The sequence below is a fragment of the Enterococcus sp. FDAARGOS_553 genome, from assembly GCF_003812305.1.
Lineage (GTDB): Bacteria > Bacillota > Bacilli > Lactobacillales > Enterococcaceae > Enterococcus_D > Enterococcus_D gallinarum.
Genome location: NZ_CP033740.1, coordinates 321,228 through 338,382, shown reverse-complemented (window position 1 = coordinate 338,382; position 17,155 = coordinate 321,228). Strand labels below are relative to the sequence as shown.

17 protein-coding genes are annotated in these 17,155 nt (G+C 42.3%); 16 read left to right on the top strand and 1 reads right to left on the bottom strand.

Features of this window, described 5'->3' with window-relative positions:
• Positions 1-22: 22 nt before the first annotated feature.
• Genes EGX73_RS01950 through EGX73_RS01940 form a run of 3 tightly spaced genes read left to right on the top strand, consistent with a single transcriptional unit; the run spans position 23 to position 3,848 of the window.
• Positions 23-544 (top strand): potassium-transporting ATPase subunit C, encoded by a 522-nt coding sequence (locus EGX73_RS01950; protein ID WP_003125567.1) that lies wholly within the window; start codon positions 23-25, stop codon positions 542-544.
• 25 nt (positions 545-569) lie between these two features.
• The gene (locus EGX73_RS01945; protein ID WP_123866679.1) at positions 570-3,146 is read left to right on the top strand and encodes a sensor histidine kinase KdpD; all 2,577 of its coding nucleotides are present in this window, start codon (positions 570-572) and stop codon (positions 3,144-3,146) included.
• Between the two features lie 15 nt (positions 3,147-3,161).
• A complete protein-coding gene (locus EGX73_RS01940) occupies positions 3,162-3,848 on the top strand; it encodes a response regulator transcription factor (RefSeq protein WP_123866678.1) in 687 nt (228 codons plus the stop codon).
• Between the two features lie 261 nt (positions 3,849-4,109).
• Here the strand turns inward: EGX73_RS01940 and EGX73_RS01935 are convergent, their stop codons facing one another.
• Positions 4,110-4,958, bottom strand: a complete 849-nt coding sequence (locus EGX73_RS01935) for a MurR/RpiR family transcriptional regulator (RefSeq protein WP_003125570.1) — start codon at positions 4,956-4,958, stop codon at positions 4,110-4,112.
• 151 nt (positions 4,959-5,109) lie between these two features.
• On the opposite strand from EGX73_RS01935, the gene gnd reads away from it, so the two are divergent.
• From gnd to EGX73_RS01870, 13 genes are all read left to right on the top strand, one after another.
• A complete protein-coding gene (gene gnd / locus EGX73_RS01930; RefSeq protein WP_123866677.1) occupies positions 5,110-6,012 on the top strand; it encodes a phosphogluconate dehydrogenase (NAD(+)-dependent, decarboxylating) in 903 nt (300 codons plus the stop codon).
• A gap of 16 nt (positions 6,013-6,028) precedes the next feature.
• Entirely contained in the window at positions 6,029-7,033 is a 1,005-nt protein-coding gene (locus EGX73_RS01925) for a D-isomer specific 2-hydroxyacid dehydrogenase family protein (protein ID WP_123866676.1), read from the top strand.
• Between the two features lie 12 nt (positions 7,034-7,045).
• Positions 7,046-8,149: an iron-containing alcohol dehydrogenase family protein gene (locus tag EGX73_RS01920; protein ID WP_021150369.1), complete on the top strand. Its 1,104-nt coding sequence runs from the start codon at positions 7,046-7,048 to the stop codon at positions 8,147-8,149.
• A gap of 11 nt (positions 8,150-8,160) precedes the next feature.
• Complete coding sequence (locus tag EGX73_RS01915) at positions 8,161-8,991, top strand: PTS sugar transporter subunit IIC (RefSeq protein WP_003125578.1); 831 nt, start codon at positions 8,161-8,163, stop codon at positions 8,989-8,991.
• Between the two features lie 21 nt (positions 8,992-9,012).
• Positions 9,013-9,870, top strand: coding sequence for a PTS system mannose/fructose/sorbose family transporter subunit IID (locus EGX73_RS01910; RefSeq protein WP_003125580.1), 858 nt, complete (start codon positions 9,013-9,015; stop codon positions 9,868-9,870).
• 18 nt (positions 9,871-9,888) lie between these two features.
• The gene (locus EGX73_RS01905) at positions 9,889-10,395 is read left to right on the top strand and encodes a PTS sugar transporter subunit IIB (protein WP_003125581.1); all 507 of its coding nucleotides are present in this window, start codon (positions 9,889-9,891) and stop codon (positions 10,393-10,395) included.
• 123 nt (positions 10,396-10,518) lie between these two features.
• Positions 10,519-11,391 carry a hypothetical protein gene (locus EGX73_RS01900; protein WP_165483323.1) on the top strand — a complete coding sequence of 291 codons (873 nt, stop codon included), beginning with the start codon at positions 10,519-10,521 and terminating at the stop codon, positions 11,389-11,391.
• Between the two features lie 46 nt (positions 11,392-11,437).
• Positions 11,438-11,893: a PTS sugar transporter subunit IIA gene (locus EGX73_RS01895; protein ID WP_003125583.1), complete on the top strand. Its 456-nt coding sequence runs from the start codon at positions 11,438-11,440 to the stop codon at positions 11,891-11,893.
• Positions 11,894-11,908: 15 nt separating this feature from the next.
• Positions 11,909-13,003, top strand: a complete 1,095-nt coding sequence (gene uxuA / locus EGX73_RS01890; RefSeq protein WP_003125584.1) for a mannonate dehydratase — start codon at positions 11,909-11,911, stop codon at positions 13,001-13,003.
• Position 13,004: 1 nt separating this feature from the next.
• Positions 13,005-13,637, top strand: a complete 633-nt coding sequence (locus EGX73_RS01885; RefSeq protein ID WP_003125585.1) for a bifunctional 4-hydroxy-2-oxoglutarate aldolase/2-dehydro-3-deoxy-phosphogluconate aldolase — start codon at positions 13,005-13,007, stop codon at positions 13,635-13,637.
• A gap of 74 nt (positions 13,638-13,711) precedes the next feature.
• Positions 13,712-14,428 carry an HAD family phosphatase gene (locus tag EGX73_RS01880; RefSeq protein WP_021150364.1) on the top strand — a complete coding sequence of 239 codons (717 nt, stop codon included), beginning with the start codon at positions 13,712-13,714 and terminating at the stop codon, positions 14,426-14,428.
• Positions 14,429-14,746: 318 nt separating this feature from the next.
• Complete coding sequence (locus EGX73_RS01875; protein WP_123866675.1) at positions 14,747-15,730, top strand: LacI family DNA-binding transcriptional regulator; 984 nt, start codon at positions 14,747-14,749, stop codon at positions 15,728-15,730.
• Positions 15,727-17,121 carry a glycoside hydrolase family 1 protein gene (locus tag EGX73_RS01870; RefSeq protein WP_123866674.1) on the top strand — a complete coding sequence of 465 codons (1,395 nt, stop codon included), beginning with the start codon at positions 15,727-15,729 and terminating at the stop codon, positions 17,119-17,121. Before EGX73_RS01875 ends, EGX73_RS01870 begins: the two co-directional genes overlap by 4 nt.
• Positions 17,122-17,155 lie beyond the last annotated feature (34 nt).

Genomic DNA, 17,155 nt, shown 5'->3' with positions numbered 1-17,155 from the left:
AAATTGAAAGAAGGATGCAGAAATGAAAAAGATTCTAGGGACTCAATTGCGTTTCTTGGTGTTTAGTATTTTGTTTTTTGGCGGGGTGTATACTGCTGTGATCACTGGTGTCGGTCAATTGTTATTTTCCAACCAAGCCAATGGTAGTCAACGAATGGTAGAGGGAGAAGTAGTTGGTTCAACACTGATTGGTCAGCAGTTCCTGCAACCAGGCTACTTTGCTGGCAGAAGCAATGCGGTCTCCCAATTGTCTCCGGTCTCTGCGGAACAAGAGGGACTGGTATCCGACAGAAAGACGGCGCTTCAAAGAGAAAATCAAATCACAGAGGTACCGGTTGATCTGGTGACTGCATCAGCCAGCGGATTAGATCCGCATATTAGTGTCGCTGCAGCCGAGATACAAGTACCTCGCATCGCCAAAGAACGTAAACAGAAGGAAACAGCCATTCGTGCTATAATAAAAGAAAAGACACAAAAAGATTGGTTTTCTGATCGAACATTTGTCAATGTGCTTGAACTGAATTTAGCATTAGATAAACTGTAAGTGATTGTTGATGGGAGAAGCAAACATGGATAGACCAATATCAGTAGATACATTGAAAGCAGAAAATCGAAAAAAAGGCCGGCTGCGGGTGTACTTTGGCTTTGCTGCAGGAGTAGGAAAAACTTACGCCATGCTTTTAGAAGCACAGGAACTAAAAGCCCTCGGCAAAGATGTGGTGATAGGCTACATCGAACCCCATGATCGTCCAGATACCAATAGTCTGCTGGCTGGTTTGCCGCAGATTCCGTTGAAAGAAATCCAATACAAAGGGATCACGTTGACTGAACCAGATATCGATGCGATCATTCAGCAGCAGCCTGCGATTGTCTTAATCGATGAATTGGCCCATACGAACGCTGAAGGATCAAGAAATCGCAAGAGGTATCAAGACATTGAAGAACTTTTAAATGCCGGTATTGATGTGCATACGACGGTCAATGTCCAACACATTGAAAGCTTGAATGATATTGTAGAAGAAGTCACTGGGATCGAAGTCAAAGAGACGGTCCCAGATACATTCTTCCAACAAGCAACATTGAAAGTGATCGATGTCGAGCCAGATGAGCTGATCAATCGGTTGGCACAAGGAAAAATCTATGCCAACGAAAATGCCAAGCGAGCGTTGCAGAATTTTTTTATCCCCAAAAAACTGGAACAACTGCGGGGATTGGCGATTCAGCGGGCTTCTGACCACATCAATCGAATCAGTGGCCGAACCAATGGAATCCAGAGCAAACTGATCACGATTGTCCAGGATGCATTCCCTAAAATGGCAGAAAAAAGTATTCGTTGGACAGCGCGATTAGCGCAAGGCCTAGGTGCTGAATGGACCGTGCTTTACATACGTTCGGAAGAAAAAAATGAAGCAACGACATTAGCCGAAAAGTTAGGCGCGGAAGTCGTTGTCATTGAAGAAGACAATTATTTTGAAACAATCATCGAATATGCCAAGCTGGTGGGAGCCACCGACATCATCATGGGTAAAAACCTGGCCAAGCCATGGTATGAGAAACTGTTTGTGGAAGAACTTGATGTGCGGCTACTGAAACGGTTGCCTGACACTGAGATTCATCTGATTCCTTACAAAGAAGAGCGTGCTTCTATTTTTTCTCTTTCCAAGAAAGTCATTGAAGGAGGGGGAAAGGATCTAGCGATTGCCCTGATCAGTGTTTTCTTAGCGACTGTGACCACTGAAGTGATGCAGTATTTGCATTTCGGTGATCAGAATTTGATGCTCGTCTATATCTTTTTTATTCTACTTGTGGCGCGGCTAACTTCGGGCTATTTCTGGAGCGCTCTTTCTTCGATCCTGAGCGTCCTAGCCTTCAACTGGTTCTTCGTTGAACCACTGTACTCCTTGACCGTCTATAAACAAGGTTATCCGATTACGTTAGTCATCATGCTGCTTGTCGCACTAATGATCAGTAATCTAATGGTTCGTTTAAAAAAACAAGCTGTTCATTCAATGGAAAAAGAACAGCAGATGGAAATACTTTATGAGTTGAACAAGCAATTTGTTCTAGCAGAAGACCGGCAGCAGATTTTTGATTTGTCAGCCACCTATCTGGCCCGCTTGTTAGATCGCGAAGTGATTTTGTATGATGCACAAGCGCAAAAGCAAAGCCAATATGGAGCAAAAAAACAATCCGCATTGAGTCATCCGGAAGAAGCGGCTGTTGCTTATTGGTCTGCCAAAAATCAGAAAGAGTCTGGCTATGGGACCGATACATTAAGTGGTGCAAAGGGATTTTATTTACCGATTATTGCCAATAGCAAAACATTGGCCGTTTTAGGAATTCGCAGAAGCCGTAATTTTTCACTTGAGAACAGCCAACTAAATTATCTGCGCTTAGTGTTGACCCAGTTAGCTGTGATTTTAGAACAAACAGAATTGAAGGATGAAAAAGAAAAAATTGAATTAGAAAATGAACGAGAAAAAGTTCGCAGCAATTTGTTGCGGGCCATCTCTCATGATCTACGGACACCTTTAACGGCGATTTCAGGAATTGCTGAAACACTCTTACAAAACAATGATTCCTTGAAAGAAGCGACTCGCAGCAAGTTATTGACAGACATTCAAAGTGAGTCTCAATGGCTGATCCGCATGGTGGAGAATTTGCTTTCGATCACTCGCATCAACATGGACACGATGCAAGTCAAGAAAACCGCAGAACCAATTGAAGAAATCATTGGTGCAGTCTATGAACATGCCAAAAAAGTCTATCCGGAAAAAGAGTTGATCGTTCAGCTGCCGGAATCGGTCCTGTTCGTGGAGGTAGATCCGATTTTGATGGAACAAGCAATTTTTAATTTGGTAGAAAATGCCTTTCGTCATGGTTCAGATTCGGGAAAAGTTTACTTGTCTGTCTTTCAAGAAGGAGCGAAAACGGTATGTGAAATAAAAAATACCGGGGAAATATCGATGAAGCAGTTTGAACGGATCCAATCAAATCTGTCTTCAGACAATGAAGTGCCGGTAGACTCAAAAAATGGTCTCGGCATCGGCCTGAGTATCGTCAAAACCATTGTTCATGCCCATCATGGCAAGTTGGAGATGGCCGTAGCAGATGGTCAAACGGTCGTACGCATTTATTTGAATTAACTGGAGGTGGGCATCATGGGAAGAACTGTCTTGCTGATTGAAGACGATCCGACGATCGCCGATTTTATGGAAGTCGTTTTAGAAAAAGAAAGGTATCATATTCGAGTAGCAGAGACTGGAATGGCTGCTCTGACGATTTTTCAGGAACAATCCTTTGATTTGATTTTACTTGACCTAGGACTACCCGATATTGACGGCATGGAGTTATTGAAAATCATTCGCAAACGGATGGCGGTGCCATTGATCGTGATTTCAGCTCGCAGCAATGAAAGCGAGAAAGTCAAAGCGTTGGATCTTGGTGCGGATGATTATGTGACCAAGCCATTTGGTATGAATGAATTGCTTGCAAGGATCCGCACAGCATTCAGGCATCGGAAGCAAGAGCCAATGCCGCTAGTCATCAAGAATGGTGAATTAACACTTGATACTGAAAGGCAGCTTTTGGCTAAGGCCGGAACAGAGATCCATTTAACCAAAAATGAGTACCGAATTTTAACTGTTTTGTTCCAACATCTAGGCAAAGTCGTAACGTACCAAACGTTGGCGACAGAAGTTTGGGGACCTTATGGCACTGATCCGCAAGTATTGCGGGTCAATATGTCAAATATACGAAAAAAGATCGAGACCAATACCATCAGTCCCGAATACTTGATCACTGAGATTGGTCTCGGTTATCGCTTAAGGGATCATCGCGACTTGTGAGGATTTTTAACAAGAGAAAGCAGACTGTTTTTCTATGAGGAAAGACAGTCTGCTTTTTTCTATTATCATGGACTAAAAATCGAACACGCTTATGCTTAGACGGTATCAGAACTTTAATCGTTAGCTTTGGTTTTTATTTAGACTAGCCATCAATCCTCTGAAGTCCAAAGAAAGGAGAGCAGAGGAAATTACTTTTTCATAACCCATTAGTACATGATTGAAAGGTTTTAAAGATTAGGCTGCTACGCTATTTAAAGAAGGCTATTCTTTGATTTTAGAAATCGTACGTCGAACTTTCGCAATGGAGTCTTGGGATTTGTTGCGGTTGATAAACATCAAAATCACATAGAGCGAATCGATGATACTTAGTTGAGAGATTCTGGAAGCAAGAGCTTCTGAACGAAATTCGATCTCTTCGGAAACAGAAATAAATACGACATCCCCTAATTTGGCTAGCGGAGATGCTGCGTGACTGGTAATAACGATAACTTTGGCGCCGCAATCTTTGGCGACTTGCGCAAGTTCAATCGTTTCTTTCGATTTACCCGTATGAGAAATCAACAGGGCACAATCTTCTGGGGTCAGTAACGCTGCTTCCATCAACTGAATGTGATAATCCGCACTGTGAACGACAGAAATCGGTGAGCGCAAGAATTTATGGTATGCATCAGCTGCAACGATTTCAGAACCGCCTACGCCAAAAAAGAACAATCGCTTGGCACTGTCGATCATTTGGACGGCTTGTTTCAAATCTTCTTCTTGCAGTAGTTTTCGCGTATCGGTCAATGTGGTGAGGTTGGAATCAAAGACTTTGCGCGCCATGGTCAGCTCGTTATCTGATTGCTGAATATTTTCGTGGAAAGAGATGGCGGATAAATCATTTTCTTGCATCAACATGGCCATCTTAAAGTCTTTAAAACCGTTGTAACCAAGTTTTTTTGTAAATTGAAAAAATGTCGAATCCGCCATTCCTAGCTCATTTGCTAAATCACTAATGGAACTATGGCTAACCTTACTGGGGTTTTCGAGTATGTAATCGGCGATTGCTTGTTCTTTGGGGCTTAAGTCTTTATAGAGGGTCTTGATTTTTAAGCGAATCGATATAGTCATAGTGTTTTTCTCCTTTTTCAATACATTCCGAAGCCTTCATTTTTAAAGTACAACGATTTCCAAAGAAATGCAAATAAAAAATATTTTTTATTATTTATATTTACAAAAAAATATTTTTTTGTATAATGAAGATAGAAATGGAGGCGCTATCATGGAGATTGGTATTATCGGTCTTGGCAAAATGGGCTTGAACTTAGCAAGCAATTTAAAAGATCATGGCTATCGAACGAAAGGGCTGGATCTTTCAGAACAAGCACGACTTGCTGCACGAAGGGAGGGAATAGAAACATATGAGACTATCAGCCAAATGGTCGCTTCATTTACTGGCAAACGAGTCATCTGGCTGATGCTGCCAGCAGGGGAAATCACAGAATCGGTACTAAAAGACTTGCTGCCACTTGTTTTACCAGAAGATATCGTGATAGAAGGTGGAAATTCAAATTATAAAGATTCGATTCGACGAGGGAAACAATTTGCAGACAAAGAGGTTGCCTATTTGGATTGCGGCACTTCAGGAGGAATCTCCGGTGCGCGCAAGAATGCTTGTCTGATGGTCGGCGGCGACTTAAATGCCTTTCATTCGATCGAACAAGTATTCAAAAATGTTGCTATTGAAGGCGGATATCTTTATGCAGGCGCATCAGGAAGCGGTCATTTCTTGAAGATGATCCACAACGGGATCGAATATGGCATGATGCAAGCAATCGGTGAAGGGTTCCAACTGATTGAGCAGAGTGAGTATGCTTTTGATTTAGCAGCAGTAGCCCATGTCTGGAACCACGGATCGGTAATCCGCAGCTGGTTGATGGAGATTGCCGAAGCACAATTTTCCAACAGCCCCCACTTAGAAGAATATCGGGGTATCGTTGCTGCTTCAGGAGAAGCCAAATGGACGGTGGAAACAGCACTGGAACTGGACGTTGCCGTTCCAACAATTGCATTAAGTCTTTTCATGAGAAATTTATCACAAGAACAAGACAGCTTCTCAGCAAAAGTGGTGTCTGCGCTGAGAAATGGATTTGGCGGACACGAAATCGTAACAAAAACGGAATAAAGGAAGGAGACTTAGGATGCTTGAGTATAACATTGCGATAGTCAACTCTAGTAGTTTTGGCAAAATATTTCCTCAACATATCCAGAGGCTCGAAAAAATCGGCACAGTGACTCATTTTGATGTGGAAAGTGACATTTCCGGGAAGGAATTGGCGCAACGTTTACAAGGTTATAATCTGATCATCGCCAGTGTGACGCCTCACTTTACAGAGGAATTTTTTGAACACAAAGATGAGCTATTATTGATCACTCGTCATGGTATTGGCTACAACAATATCGATCTAGAAGCTGCACGTAACCGTCAAACGATCGTTTCGATCATCCCAGCATTGGTGGAACGAGATGCGGTGGCAGAAAATAATGTGACGAATCTGTTGGCGCTTTTGCGGTGTACCGTAGAGTCATCTGTGAAAGTTCGGCAAGATCAATGGGAGTCACGAGCCAAATTCGTCGGGCGAGCATTGTTCAATAAAACAGTAGGTGTCATAGGTGTAGGCAACACAGGAAGTTGTGTCGTGGAGATTTTGCGCAATGGGTTTCGCTGTGAGGTATTAGCCTATGATCCCTATCAATCAGCACTCCACATACAAAGTTATGGCGGGAAGAAAGTTGAGTTAGATGAGTTACTGACTCGTTCAGACATCATTTGTCTGTGTGCCAATTTGACAGATGAAAATTATCATATGATTTCAACCAAAGAAATTGAAAAAATGAAAGACCAAGTATATTTGTCAAATAGTGCTCGCGGAGCACTTTTAGATGAACAAGCAATTGTAAACGGTTTAAAATCCGGGAAGATCGCTGGCTTAGCGACAGATGTTTTAGAAGAAGAACCGGGGCGCAAGGATCACCCATACCTGGCATTTGATAACGTAATCATGACACCTCATACGTCTGCTTACACAATGGAGTGTCTCGAACAGATGGGAGAAAAATGTGTGACGGACATCGAACAGATCATTCAAGGGCAATTACCAGAACGAGCTGTTCAAGATCAAAGCGATTTTCTTGTTTTCTCATAAGGAGGGAAGGAAATGTTAACTGATTTAAAAGTAAAAGTTGGTCCTCAGTTTTATCGTTACCATGAAGGTGCATTAGCCCATATTCCAGAGCTGCTGCAAGAATATCAAGCCAAACGATTATTAATCGTTCATGGCTCGATTTCATGGCAAAAAGCGCAACCCAAATTGACTTTTATCAACGAGGCGCCCCAGGATGTTTTTTATCATCAGTATACTGGGGAATGCAGTTACTACGGTGCAAATTTGATCAAAGATCAAGTAGAAGCACATCACATTGACTTTATCATCGGTGTCGGCGGCGGAAAATTGACCGATTTGGTCGGGTACGCAGCCCATCTGACCAATACGCCATTTGGTGTCGTGCCAACCTTAGCAAGTAATTGTGCACCATGGACACCGTTAGCTGTGATGTATAAAGAAAACGGCGAATCTGAAGGAATGTCAGAGCACTTCTTGCGGCAAGCAGCTTTTTTGATTACAGATCCGACACTAGTGATTGATGCGCCAGTTTCCTACTTTATTGCTGGACTAGCAGATACCTTAGCAAAGTGGTATGAATCAGAAACAATTTTGGCGCAACCACAGCTTCAACATGAGCCTTTTCTACAATTGGCTGGCTACACAGCCAAACTATGCGAGAAAGCGATTGTATCTCAGTCAAAACAAGCAATCCAAGATATGGAAGAGCAAAAGGTAACAGAAGAATTCATTCACTTGTCAGAGATTGTGTTTGCAGTTGCCGGTTTAGTTGGTGGATTGGGTGACAAATACGCCCGCAATGCGGCAGCCCATGCGATGCATGACGCAATCAGCAAATATCTACCAGCAAGTCATCAGTTTTTGCATGGTGAAAAAGTTGCTTACGGCATTTTTTATCAATTAGCGATTGAAGAAAGATGGACGGTCATTGATCAGTTATTGCCGTTTTATCGAGAATTGCAGTTGCCAATGTCCCTGCATCAAATGGGGATCTATCCAGAAGACCCGCAAGTGATCGATCAGTTGGTGGCATTTGTTGATTCAAAAGAGAAAGTTCATCTGATTCCGGTTTCTATAACGAAAGAACGGCTGAAAAAAGCACTTTTAGATTTAGAAAACTATATCGAGCAGGTTTAGGAGGAGGAAAAATGGAAACTTTAAGCATTACACAGAGTTTACTGATTGCTTTATGGGTTGCGGCAGTCATGTCTAGATGGCTTGGTGGTGGGGCAACACTAACCCTTCGTTTCTCGCCATTGATGACTGGGTTGGTTGTTGGGATCGTGATGGGGGATGTAGCGCAGGCGATGATCGTTACTGCTGCACTACAGATGATTTATATGGGGGTCTTCTCTCCCGGCGGCTCAATGCCAGCTGAACCATCGATTGCTGCGGCTATTGCTGTACCGGTAGCATTATTAGGTAATCTGAAGCCCGAAGCGGCGATCGCAGTTGCTGTCCCAGTGGGACTTTTAGGCAGTTATTTGTATCAGTTCCGGTTCTTTATCAATACATTTTTAGGGAAATATACGGATAAAGCAGTGGAAGACATGAATACAAAAGCAATTACTCGTTCGATCATTTTGTATCCAACGTTGGCCTCATTTATTTTATTTGTACCGCTTGTTTTCATCGCACTTTATCTGGGTGCACCACTGATCGCTGATGTCATCAATGCCCTTGAAGGGACTGTCGTCATCCATATTCTGGAGGTAGTAGGTGGTGGCTTGGCAGCGATCGGGATTGCAACGACTGTTTATGTCATTGGTCGGAAAGATTACATGGTTTTCTTTTTCCTTGCCTATTTTATGAGTGTCGTACTGAAATCATTGGAAATCACTATGGTTACTTACGCAATCTTTGGTGTTCTGATCGCATTGATCTTTGTACAATCACAAAAAGGAAAATTAGCTCCAGCTGCTGAAACGAATACGTCCAATGCATCCTTTGATGAGGACGATTACGATGATGGATTCTAAGAAACAAGGAGGAAGGAAAAAATGACAGAATCAGTGAAAGCAACACAGATCGCTCCAGAGGAGATCACAAAAAAAGATGTCACGAAAGCATATCTTCGCTGGCACTTTGCCAACGAGATCCCTCATTCATTTGAACGCTATCTGGCACCGTCACTTTTATACGCAATGATGCCGATTTTACGAAAATTATATAAGAACGAAGACGCCCTCAAGGCTGCCTATAAGCGGCAACTGCTCTTTTTCAACACGCAATTGAGCTGGGGGGGCGGCGTGATCACAGGCCTGATGTCTTCTATGGAACAGCAGCGGGCAGAAGAAGAACATGAAAACAAAGAAGTTCTGATGCAAGATGATTTGATGTACAACACAAAAGCAGGGTTGATGGGTGCTTTAGCAGGGATCGGTGATGCGATCGATTCTGGAACAGTACAGTATATCTTTATTGCGATCGCTGTCCCATGGGCCCAGCAGGGAAGTCCGCTAGGTGCATTGTTCCCATTTGTCTGTTTCGCTTTATACCAAGCATTTTTAGGTGTATTTTTTGCTCGACAAGCTTTTGCAATGGGACGAAACGCGACCGGATTGATGCAAAGCACCGGTGTTCAGACAGCAATCGAAACGTTGTCTGTTCTCGGGTTGTTTATGATGGGGGTCTTAGCTGGAAACTATGTCAATGTTTCTTCTTCGCTGAAATTTGATATTTCAGGACGAGAATTTATCATTCAAGATATTCTTGACCAGATTGTTCCAGGTATCTTGCCATTGGCTGTTGTAATGGGTGTTTATTGGTTCTATACGAAAAAAGGCTTAAAAGTTACGCAAGCACTGCTCTGGCTGACTTTGATCTTGATCATTCTAGCCGGCGTAGGGATTTTATAGAAAAGGAAGTGGAAAACAATGGGTGTAGTAAATTTAGCACGTGTGGATGAACGGTTGATTCATGGGCAAGTCATGATGACGTTGTCTCAAAAAAGCGGGGTCAACTCTATCTTCGTCGTTGATGAAGTGGTTGCTAAGGATAAATTCATGCGAGATCTATACAAAAATGCCGGCAGTCGCACAGGACAAAAAACGATTGTCGTGACACCAGAAAAAGCAAAATTTTATTGGGATGAATATGCGTTTAAAGAGTACAACTGCATCCTGATCGCAAAAACCATCAGTGTGATTTATGATCTGGTCACCCATGGTGTGCCAATGAAAGAGTTGAACATTGGCGGGATCGCACAGAAAGATCCAGAAAAAGATCTGTTAGTCACAAAATCCGTCTACTTGAATAAAGCAGATGCCGCAAGATTAAAGGAAATGAATGAACACTATGGAGTCGAAAACATCTATTTCCAAGCAACACCTTCTGCTCCTAAATCCTCTTTAAAAGAGGTCTTGAAACAATTCGGATTATAACTGCCAAATACAGCAACTGAGCTAGTTCCATCAATAACAAAAAAGCAACGGTCATTTGATGGTTGCTAGCTCAAAGGCTGTTGAAAACGTGCTGGATCCTTCGAAGAATGGGAGATGAAAAAGATGCAGAAAGACCGTTTCAATGATTGGCTGTTTCGTTACCGCTATATTTATCGTTCTCGCTTAAGTGACCGCAGCAAAAAAAGATTCCTAAATGCTTTAGTGACAGATATCTCACAAATAAGAAAAGATATTCGCGTAATCGAATATGATTTGAAACATAAAGCAGCTTCGAGAAATGTTTACATCGGAGATATTGCTCAAGCAGATCGAATCATTTGTACGTATTATGATACACCGCCGCAACATTTTGGCGCTTATCATTTTTTTGATCGAAAGGCGCAAGGTCGTCAAACAATGAATTTTATTCTTGTCAGCTCATTCATAACGATTGGGATCGGCGCAGTAGCGACATGGTTCTATAGTCAATTTGCTGCTGACGGTTTTGTACTTTTTTCTTGGCAAACATTTTTCTTAGTTCTGGCATTTGGTTCGTACTTTCTTTTATTGGGAAAAGTGGTAAAAGGGGCGGTCTTCCAGAAAAACTTAACGAGAAATACTTCTTCGGTTTTGGCATTATTGGCTTTAATCAGTGAAAATGAACGACAAAACACTGCGTTTGCGTTCTTGGATGAAGGAAGCTATGGCGAACGAGGATTAGAAGTTTTGCGAGACTCAGCCAAACGCAAGGCTACGATTTATTATCTGGATTCTGTTGGTGCCAAAGCACCTCTACATGTAGTAGGAACAGAGTTTGATCGCAAACAATTAGCACGACTCGGAATCCTTCAAGAAGAAGGAATCCATGCAACAATCAATTATGTGATCAGCGGAAATAAGGAATCAACAGAGGGATATTATCTGCCTAAACAATTATTAAGGCAAAAAGACATCAATATGGAAAATGTAAACAAGACGATTGCCTTGTTACAGTAAACGTTTTGCATGGAAATCCATGCAGGGAGACAAAGGAGGAATGACAATGTTGGGAATCGTACTTGCTACTCATGGCACATTAAGCGATGGACTGAAAGATGCGGCAACAGTCATCATGGGAGCAGTCGAAAATATAGCGACAGTCAATTTGTATCAAGGAGATGATGTTCAAGCACTGGGAGAAAAAATCAGTACCGCGGTACATCAAGTCAATCAACAAGAAGGGGTGCTGATCTTAGTAGACTTACTGAGCGCTAGCCCTTACAACCAGTCAGTTTTGACGATCAATCAGTTAGAAAAAGAGCTGCAAGAAGAAGTTTACGTTATTGGCGGTACCAACTTGCCGATGGTGTTAGAAGCAATCAATCATCAATTACTGCAAACACCAATTGCATCAGCGGCACAAGCAGTGATCGATCAAGGAGAAGATAGTGTTGCTTTTTGGCATATCTCGAATGAGACGCCAGCTGCTGGCGATGAGGATGACGATGATGATTTTTAAGAAAGGATGTTGACTATGAAATGGGGCTTTAGATGGTATGGCGAAGGAGACTCGATTCCTTTGCAAAATGTCCGTCAAATACCTGGCATCAATGGGGTCATCGGCACCTTGTTAAACAAACTGCCAGGAGATATTTGGGAAATTGCCGAAATTGAGGAATTAAAACAATCAATCGAAAAAGAAGAACTGACATTACTAGGAATCGAAAGTGTGGCGATCCATGACGCGATCAAGGCAGGAACAGAAGAACGGGATCACTACATCGATCATTACATTCAGACGATCAAAAATCTTTCTGCTTGTGGCATACATCTGATTTGTTATAGTTTTAAGCCGATTTTTGGTTGGGCAAAAACCAATCTTTTTTATGAAAATGAGGATGGCAGTTTCTCATTGCTGTATGACCAAGCAGTGGTTGATGGGATGGAACCTAGCGAAATGTACACATTGATCCACAGCCAATCAAAAGGATTCAAGCTGCCTGGTTGGGAAGAAGAACGGTTAAAGAAATTCAATCAGCTGATGAAGACTTATGACGGAGTGACAGAAGAGGTTCTTTTCGATAACTTGGCTTATTTTCTGAAACGAATTATTCCTGTTTGCGAAGAAATGAATGTTAAAATGGCCATCCATCCGGATGACCCGCCTTGGGAGATCTTCGGCTTGCCGCGAATCACCAAAAACTTGTCTGACTTGAAAAAAATATTGTCTATTGTTGACTCTCCTTATAATGGATTGACGCTATGCACTGGTTCGTTAGGCGCCGATCCGAAAAATGAACTAGTGTCGATCATCCATGAGGTTGGCGACCGAATTAATTTTGTACATTTCCGAAACGTTCTCTTTATGGGAGACCGCAAATTCAAAGAGTCTGCACACTTGTCTACAGAAGGTTCACTAGATATGTATGCCATTATGAAAGCCTTGGTGGATGTAGGATTTACTGGAGTGATTCGTCCAGATCATGGGCGAACGATCTGGGGGGAAGTAGCAATGCCAGGATATGGTCTGTATGATCGAGCTTTGGGGATTAGTTACTTGCAAGGACTGCATGAAGCGGTTGTCAAATCGCAAATGTCTGCAGAAATTGATCAGAAAGCGGGGGAATAGAATGGCAAACGTCGAATCATTGACCGAACATTTAGCGGCTACGAAAGTTTTACCGCTTTATACCGCCATAGACATGTCGTTGCTAGATCCACTAGAAGAATTATTGATTAAACATGATATTCGTTTGATTGAAGTGACTTTCCGCAGCGAACTGGCGTTAAAAGCAATCGAACACTTAGCACGCTCAGGGAAGTTGCTCGTGGGAGCCGGCACGGTGAGAACACTTGAAGAAGCCCAACAAGCGGTAGCAAAGGGGGCCCAGTTTATTGTCTCTCCAGCTATTGTTCCAGAAGTTATCGATCACTGTCTAAAGAATCAGATTCCGATTTTTCCAGGAACAGCGACACCAAATGATATTCAGAAAGCCGTATCGTTTGGGATCAAAACTGTGAAATTTTTTCCAGCAGATATTTATGGCGGGTTACAAGCAATCAAAGCGTTAAGCGGTCCCTTCTATGATGTTCGATTTTTGCCAACTGGCGGAATCTCTAAGGACAATTGCCAAGACTACCTTGCTCATCCGCAAGTAATCGCAGTTGGGGGTTCTTTCATCCTTTCAGAAGAGCTGGTCAGAGATTATGAGCAAGGGGATGCACATTTAGCATCCTTAAAAGCAATTCTTGAATCGACCTGAGTATCAAAACGAAGAGCGGTGCGATCTAATGCTAGACGCATGGCTCTTTTTTAAAATAAAGTAGGAGAAAGCGAATGAACACAATCCAACTAGTAATTTTTGACATGGATGGCTTAATGTTTGAAACAGGACGACTTGCCTACCGTGCCTATCTAAAATCTGCTGAAGAACACGATTTTGAATTGATCCACGATGTCTATTATTATTTGACCGGGAAAAGAGAAGCCGAGATTCGTCAAGGAATGAAAGAGTTGTACGGCGATGTCCCTGTCGACCAATGGCGGGATTCGATGAACCGATACAAAGAAGCCATTTTAGCCGAAGAAAAAAGAGTCTACAAAAAGCCAGGTTTGCTCGATTTACTAAAGGAGCTGAAGCAGCACACCTGCCAAATCGCATTAGCCTCCTCTTCTTCCCGAGAAAAAATCGCCACCTATTTTGAGCTAGAAAAGATGCCGTCTACCTTTGATATCATCGTAGCTGGCGATCAAGTCAAGCAAGGAAAGCCCGATCCGGAAATTTTTTTGACGGCTTGTCGTCAGGCGAAGGTTCTCCCAAAAGATGCCTTAGTCTTAGAAGACTCGTTTGCCGGGATAGCTGCTGCTGAAAAAGCGGGCATCTCAGCGTTTATGGTCGAAGATGATTTGACAGACTTACCGACAAGAAAAGGAAGATACCCATTGAGCAAACAACCAATCATCGACAAAGAGGCGCTCTTTCAAGGTGTTCGGCGTTTTACTGATTTAACCGAAGTCAAAGACTTTTTACTAGCCAATCAATTACTTGGATAAGCGGGACATTGTTTGGTTTAATCTAGATGAATGGTGCTGACTAGCTCTTGAGACATCTTGCAGACCATTCATCTTTTTCTTTTTTTCGGAATTTAGTGGAAAGAGAAAATGAATACGCATCCAAAAAAAAGATTGCAATTCTACAGAAACGTGCTATAGTTTAAAATTGAACCGGTTCAATTTTTTAACAAGCTGATGATTTTTATTAGATCGTGAAGGGGATCAACACTCGTTACCAAAAGCAAATCAATGAATCCAGCGATTCATAATCATTAGAAAATGGATCGTGAAAAATGGCATCAGAGAAAGGTGAGAAACATGGCTTCGATTCGAGATGTTGCGCAATTAGCAGGTGTTTCTGTAGGGACTGTTTCCCGATATTTGAATGGACATCAGCTGAAACAATTGAACAGAGAAAAGATTGCTGCTGCTATTGAGTCGCTTGACTACAAAGAGAATATTATTGCGAAGGGTTTAAAGAACAATCGTAGCTATTCATTTGGCTTATTGATGAATCGCATCTCCAGTCGTTTTGGCTCGGAAGTTGTTTCTGGTATCGAGAAAGTCGCGGAAGAAAATGGCTATAGTATTTTGCTGAGTGGTTTTACGAATAGCAAAGAGGACCATGACAAACTCGATTATTTATTGCAGCATGCTGTCGACGGATTGATTGTTTTCTTTTCTGATGAAAAAAAGTTTGATTTGTTGAAATGGCAGGACATTCAGATACCCATTGTCTTTTTGAATCATCCTGAGACACAAGGAATCGCCGATGTTCTCTTATTGAACGACCGTCAAAGTGTTTTTGACGTCATCAACCATTATTTAGCAGCTGGACATAAAAAAATCGGTTATCTTTCCGCTCCACAGTCGGATCACACTGCGAGAGAACGACTGTTTGGTGCGCAAGCTGCTATGGCAAACAATGAAGCAGAAATGAAAATCGTGGTGGGGGACTACACAAGACAAAGCGGTTATCGGGGAACTGAAGAATTAGTCGCATGGGGAGCGACTGCAATTTTTGTCAGTAACTACAACATGTCAGTGGGGGCTTTGGAATGTTTCAATCAAAAGAGACTGATCGTTGGAAAAGATATCGCCTTTGGTCACTATGATTATCTTTCTGAAGCAGAACAGAGTTTGTTGCCGCAAATAACTGTGAATCCGCCAGCAGAAAAAATGGGGGAGAAAGCCGCAGAACTTGTCTTAGAACGAATCAAAATGGGAAAAGCGGCCACTGAAAAACAAGTGGTCTTAATGGATAATCAATTACTAGGATTACCGAAGGGAGCAGAAACATGAAGGTTCAATTTCCAGAAAATTTTTGGTGGGGTTCCGCAGCAAGCGGCCCACAGACAGAAGGTCGGGTAGCCGGGGACGGTAAAGGCGAGAATATTTTTGATTACTGGTATGCCAAAGAACCGGAAAAATTTTTTGATCAAGTAGGTCCAGACAAAGCATCGGAAGTCTATCTCAACTACAAAGAGGATGTCCAATTGATGGTTGAAACCGGCCATAACTCTTTTCGGACTTCGATTCAATGGAGCCGTTTGATTCCTGATGGAACGGGGGCAGTCAATCCTAAAGCTGTTTCTTTTTATAATGATTATTTTGATGAATTGATCAACAATGGGATCGAACCATTTGTCAATCTGTATCACTTTGATATGCCAATGGCATTACAAGAAAAAGGCGGCTGGCTCCAGCGAGAGACTGTGGAGGCATATGCCAGATATGCCAAGACATGTTTCGACTTGTTTGGGGATAAAGTCAAAAAATGGTTTACTCATAATGAACCGATCGTTCCTGTTGAGGCGGGCTATTTGTATCAATTGCATTATCCAGAAGAAAGTAACATGAAACATGCCATTCAAGTCGGATTTAATGAAGCATTGGCTTCCGCTTTGGCGATCAAGGCTTACCATGAAAGTGGGCAAACTGGTCAAATCGGCATCATACTGAATCTAACTCCAAGTTATCCAAGAGACAGTAATAATCCCGAAGATGTTCGAGCAGCAGAAATCGCGGATGCTTTTTTCAATCGTTCATTTCTTGATCCTGCGGTCAAAGGAATTTTCCCAGAAGAACTGGTGAAAATCGTGAAAGAATTAGACATGGTACCTGAGATGCAAGCGAGCGATCTCGACATCATCAAAAATAATACTGTCGATTTGTTGGGGGTCAACTATTATCAGCCACGGCGGATCAAAGCGAAAGAAACGCCTGTCGATTCTGCAGCAGAGCCAATGCCAGAAAATTATTTTGATGTGTATGATATGCCAGGCAAAAAAATGAATCCTTATCGTGGTTGGGAAATCTATGAAAAAGGCATTTACGATATCCTGATCAACCTGCGGGATAACTATGGCAACCTGCCGTGCTTTATCTCCGAAAATGGCATGGGGGTTGAAAATGAACGTCGTTTCTTAGGTGAAGATGGGATGATTCATGATGACTATCGGATTGAATTTGTCTCAGAGCATTTGAAATATGTTCATCAAGCAATTCAAGAAGGGGCAAATTGCCTAGGCTACCACATGTGGACCTGCATGGACAACTGGTCATGGACCAATGCTTACAAAAATCGATATGGCTTTATTTCTGTTGATTTAGAAAATGACCGCAAACGGAGTATCAAGAAATCAGGATATTGGTTCAAGCAAGTCTCTGACAATAATGGCTTTGAGGGATGATTTTTCCGTGAGCGTGCGCCTATAAAATGTCTGG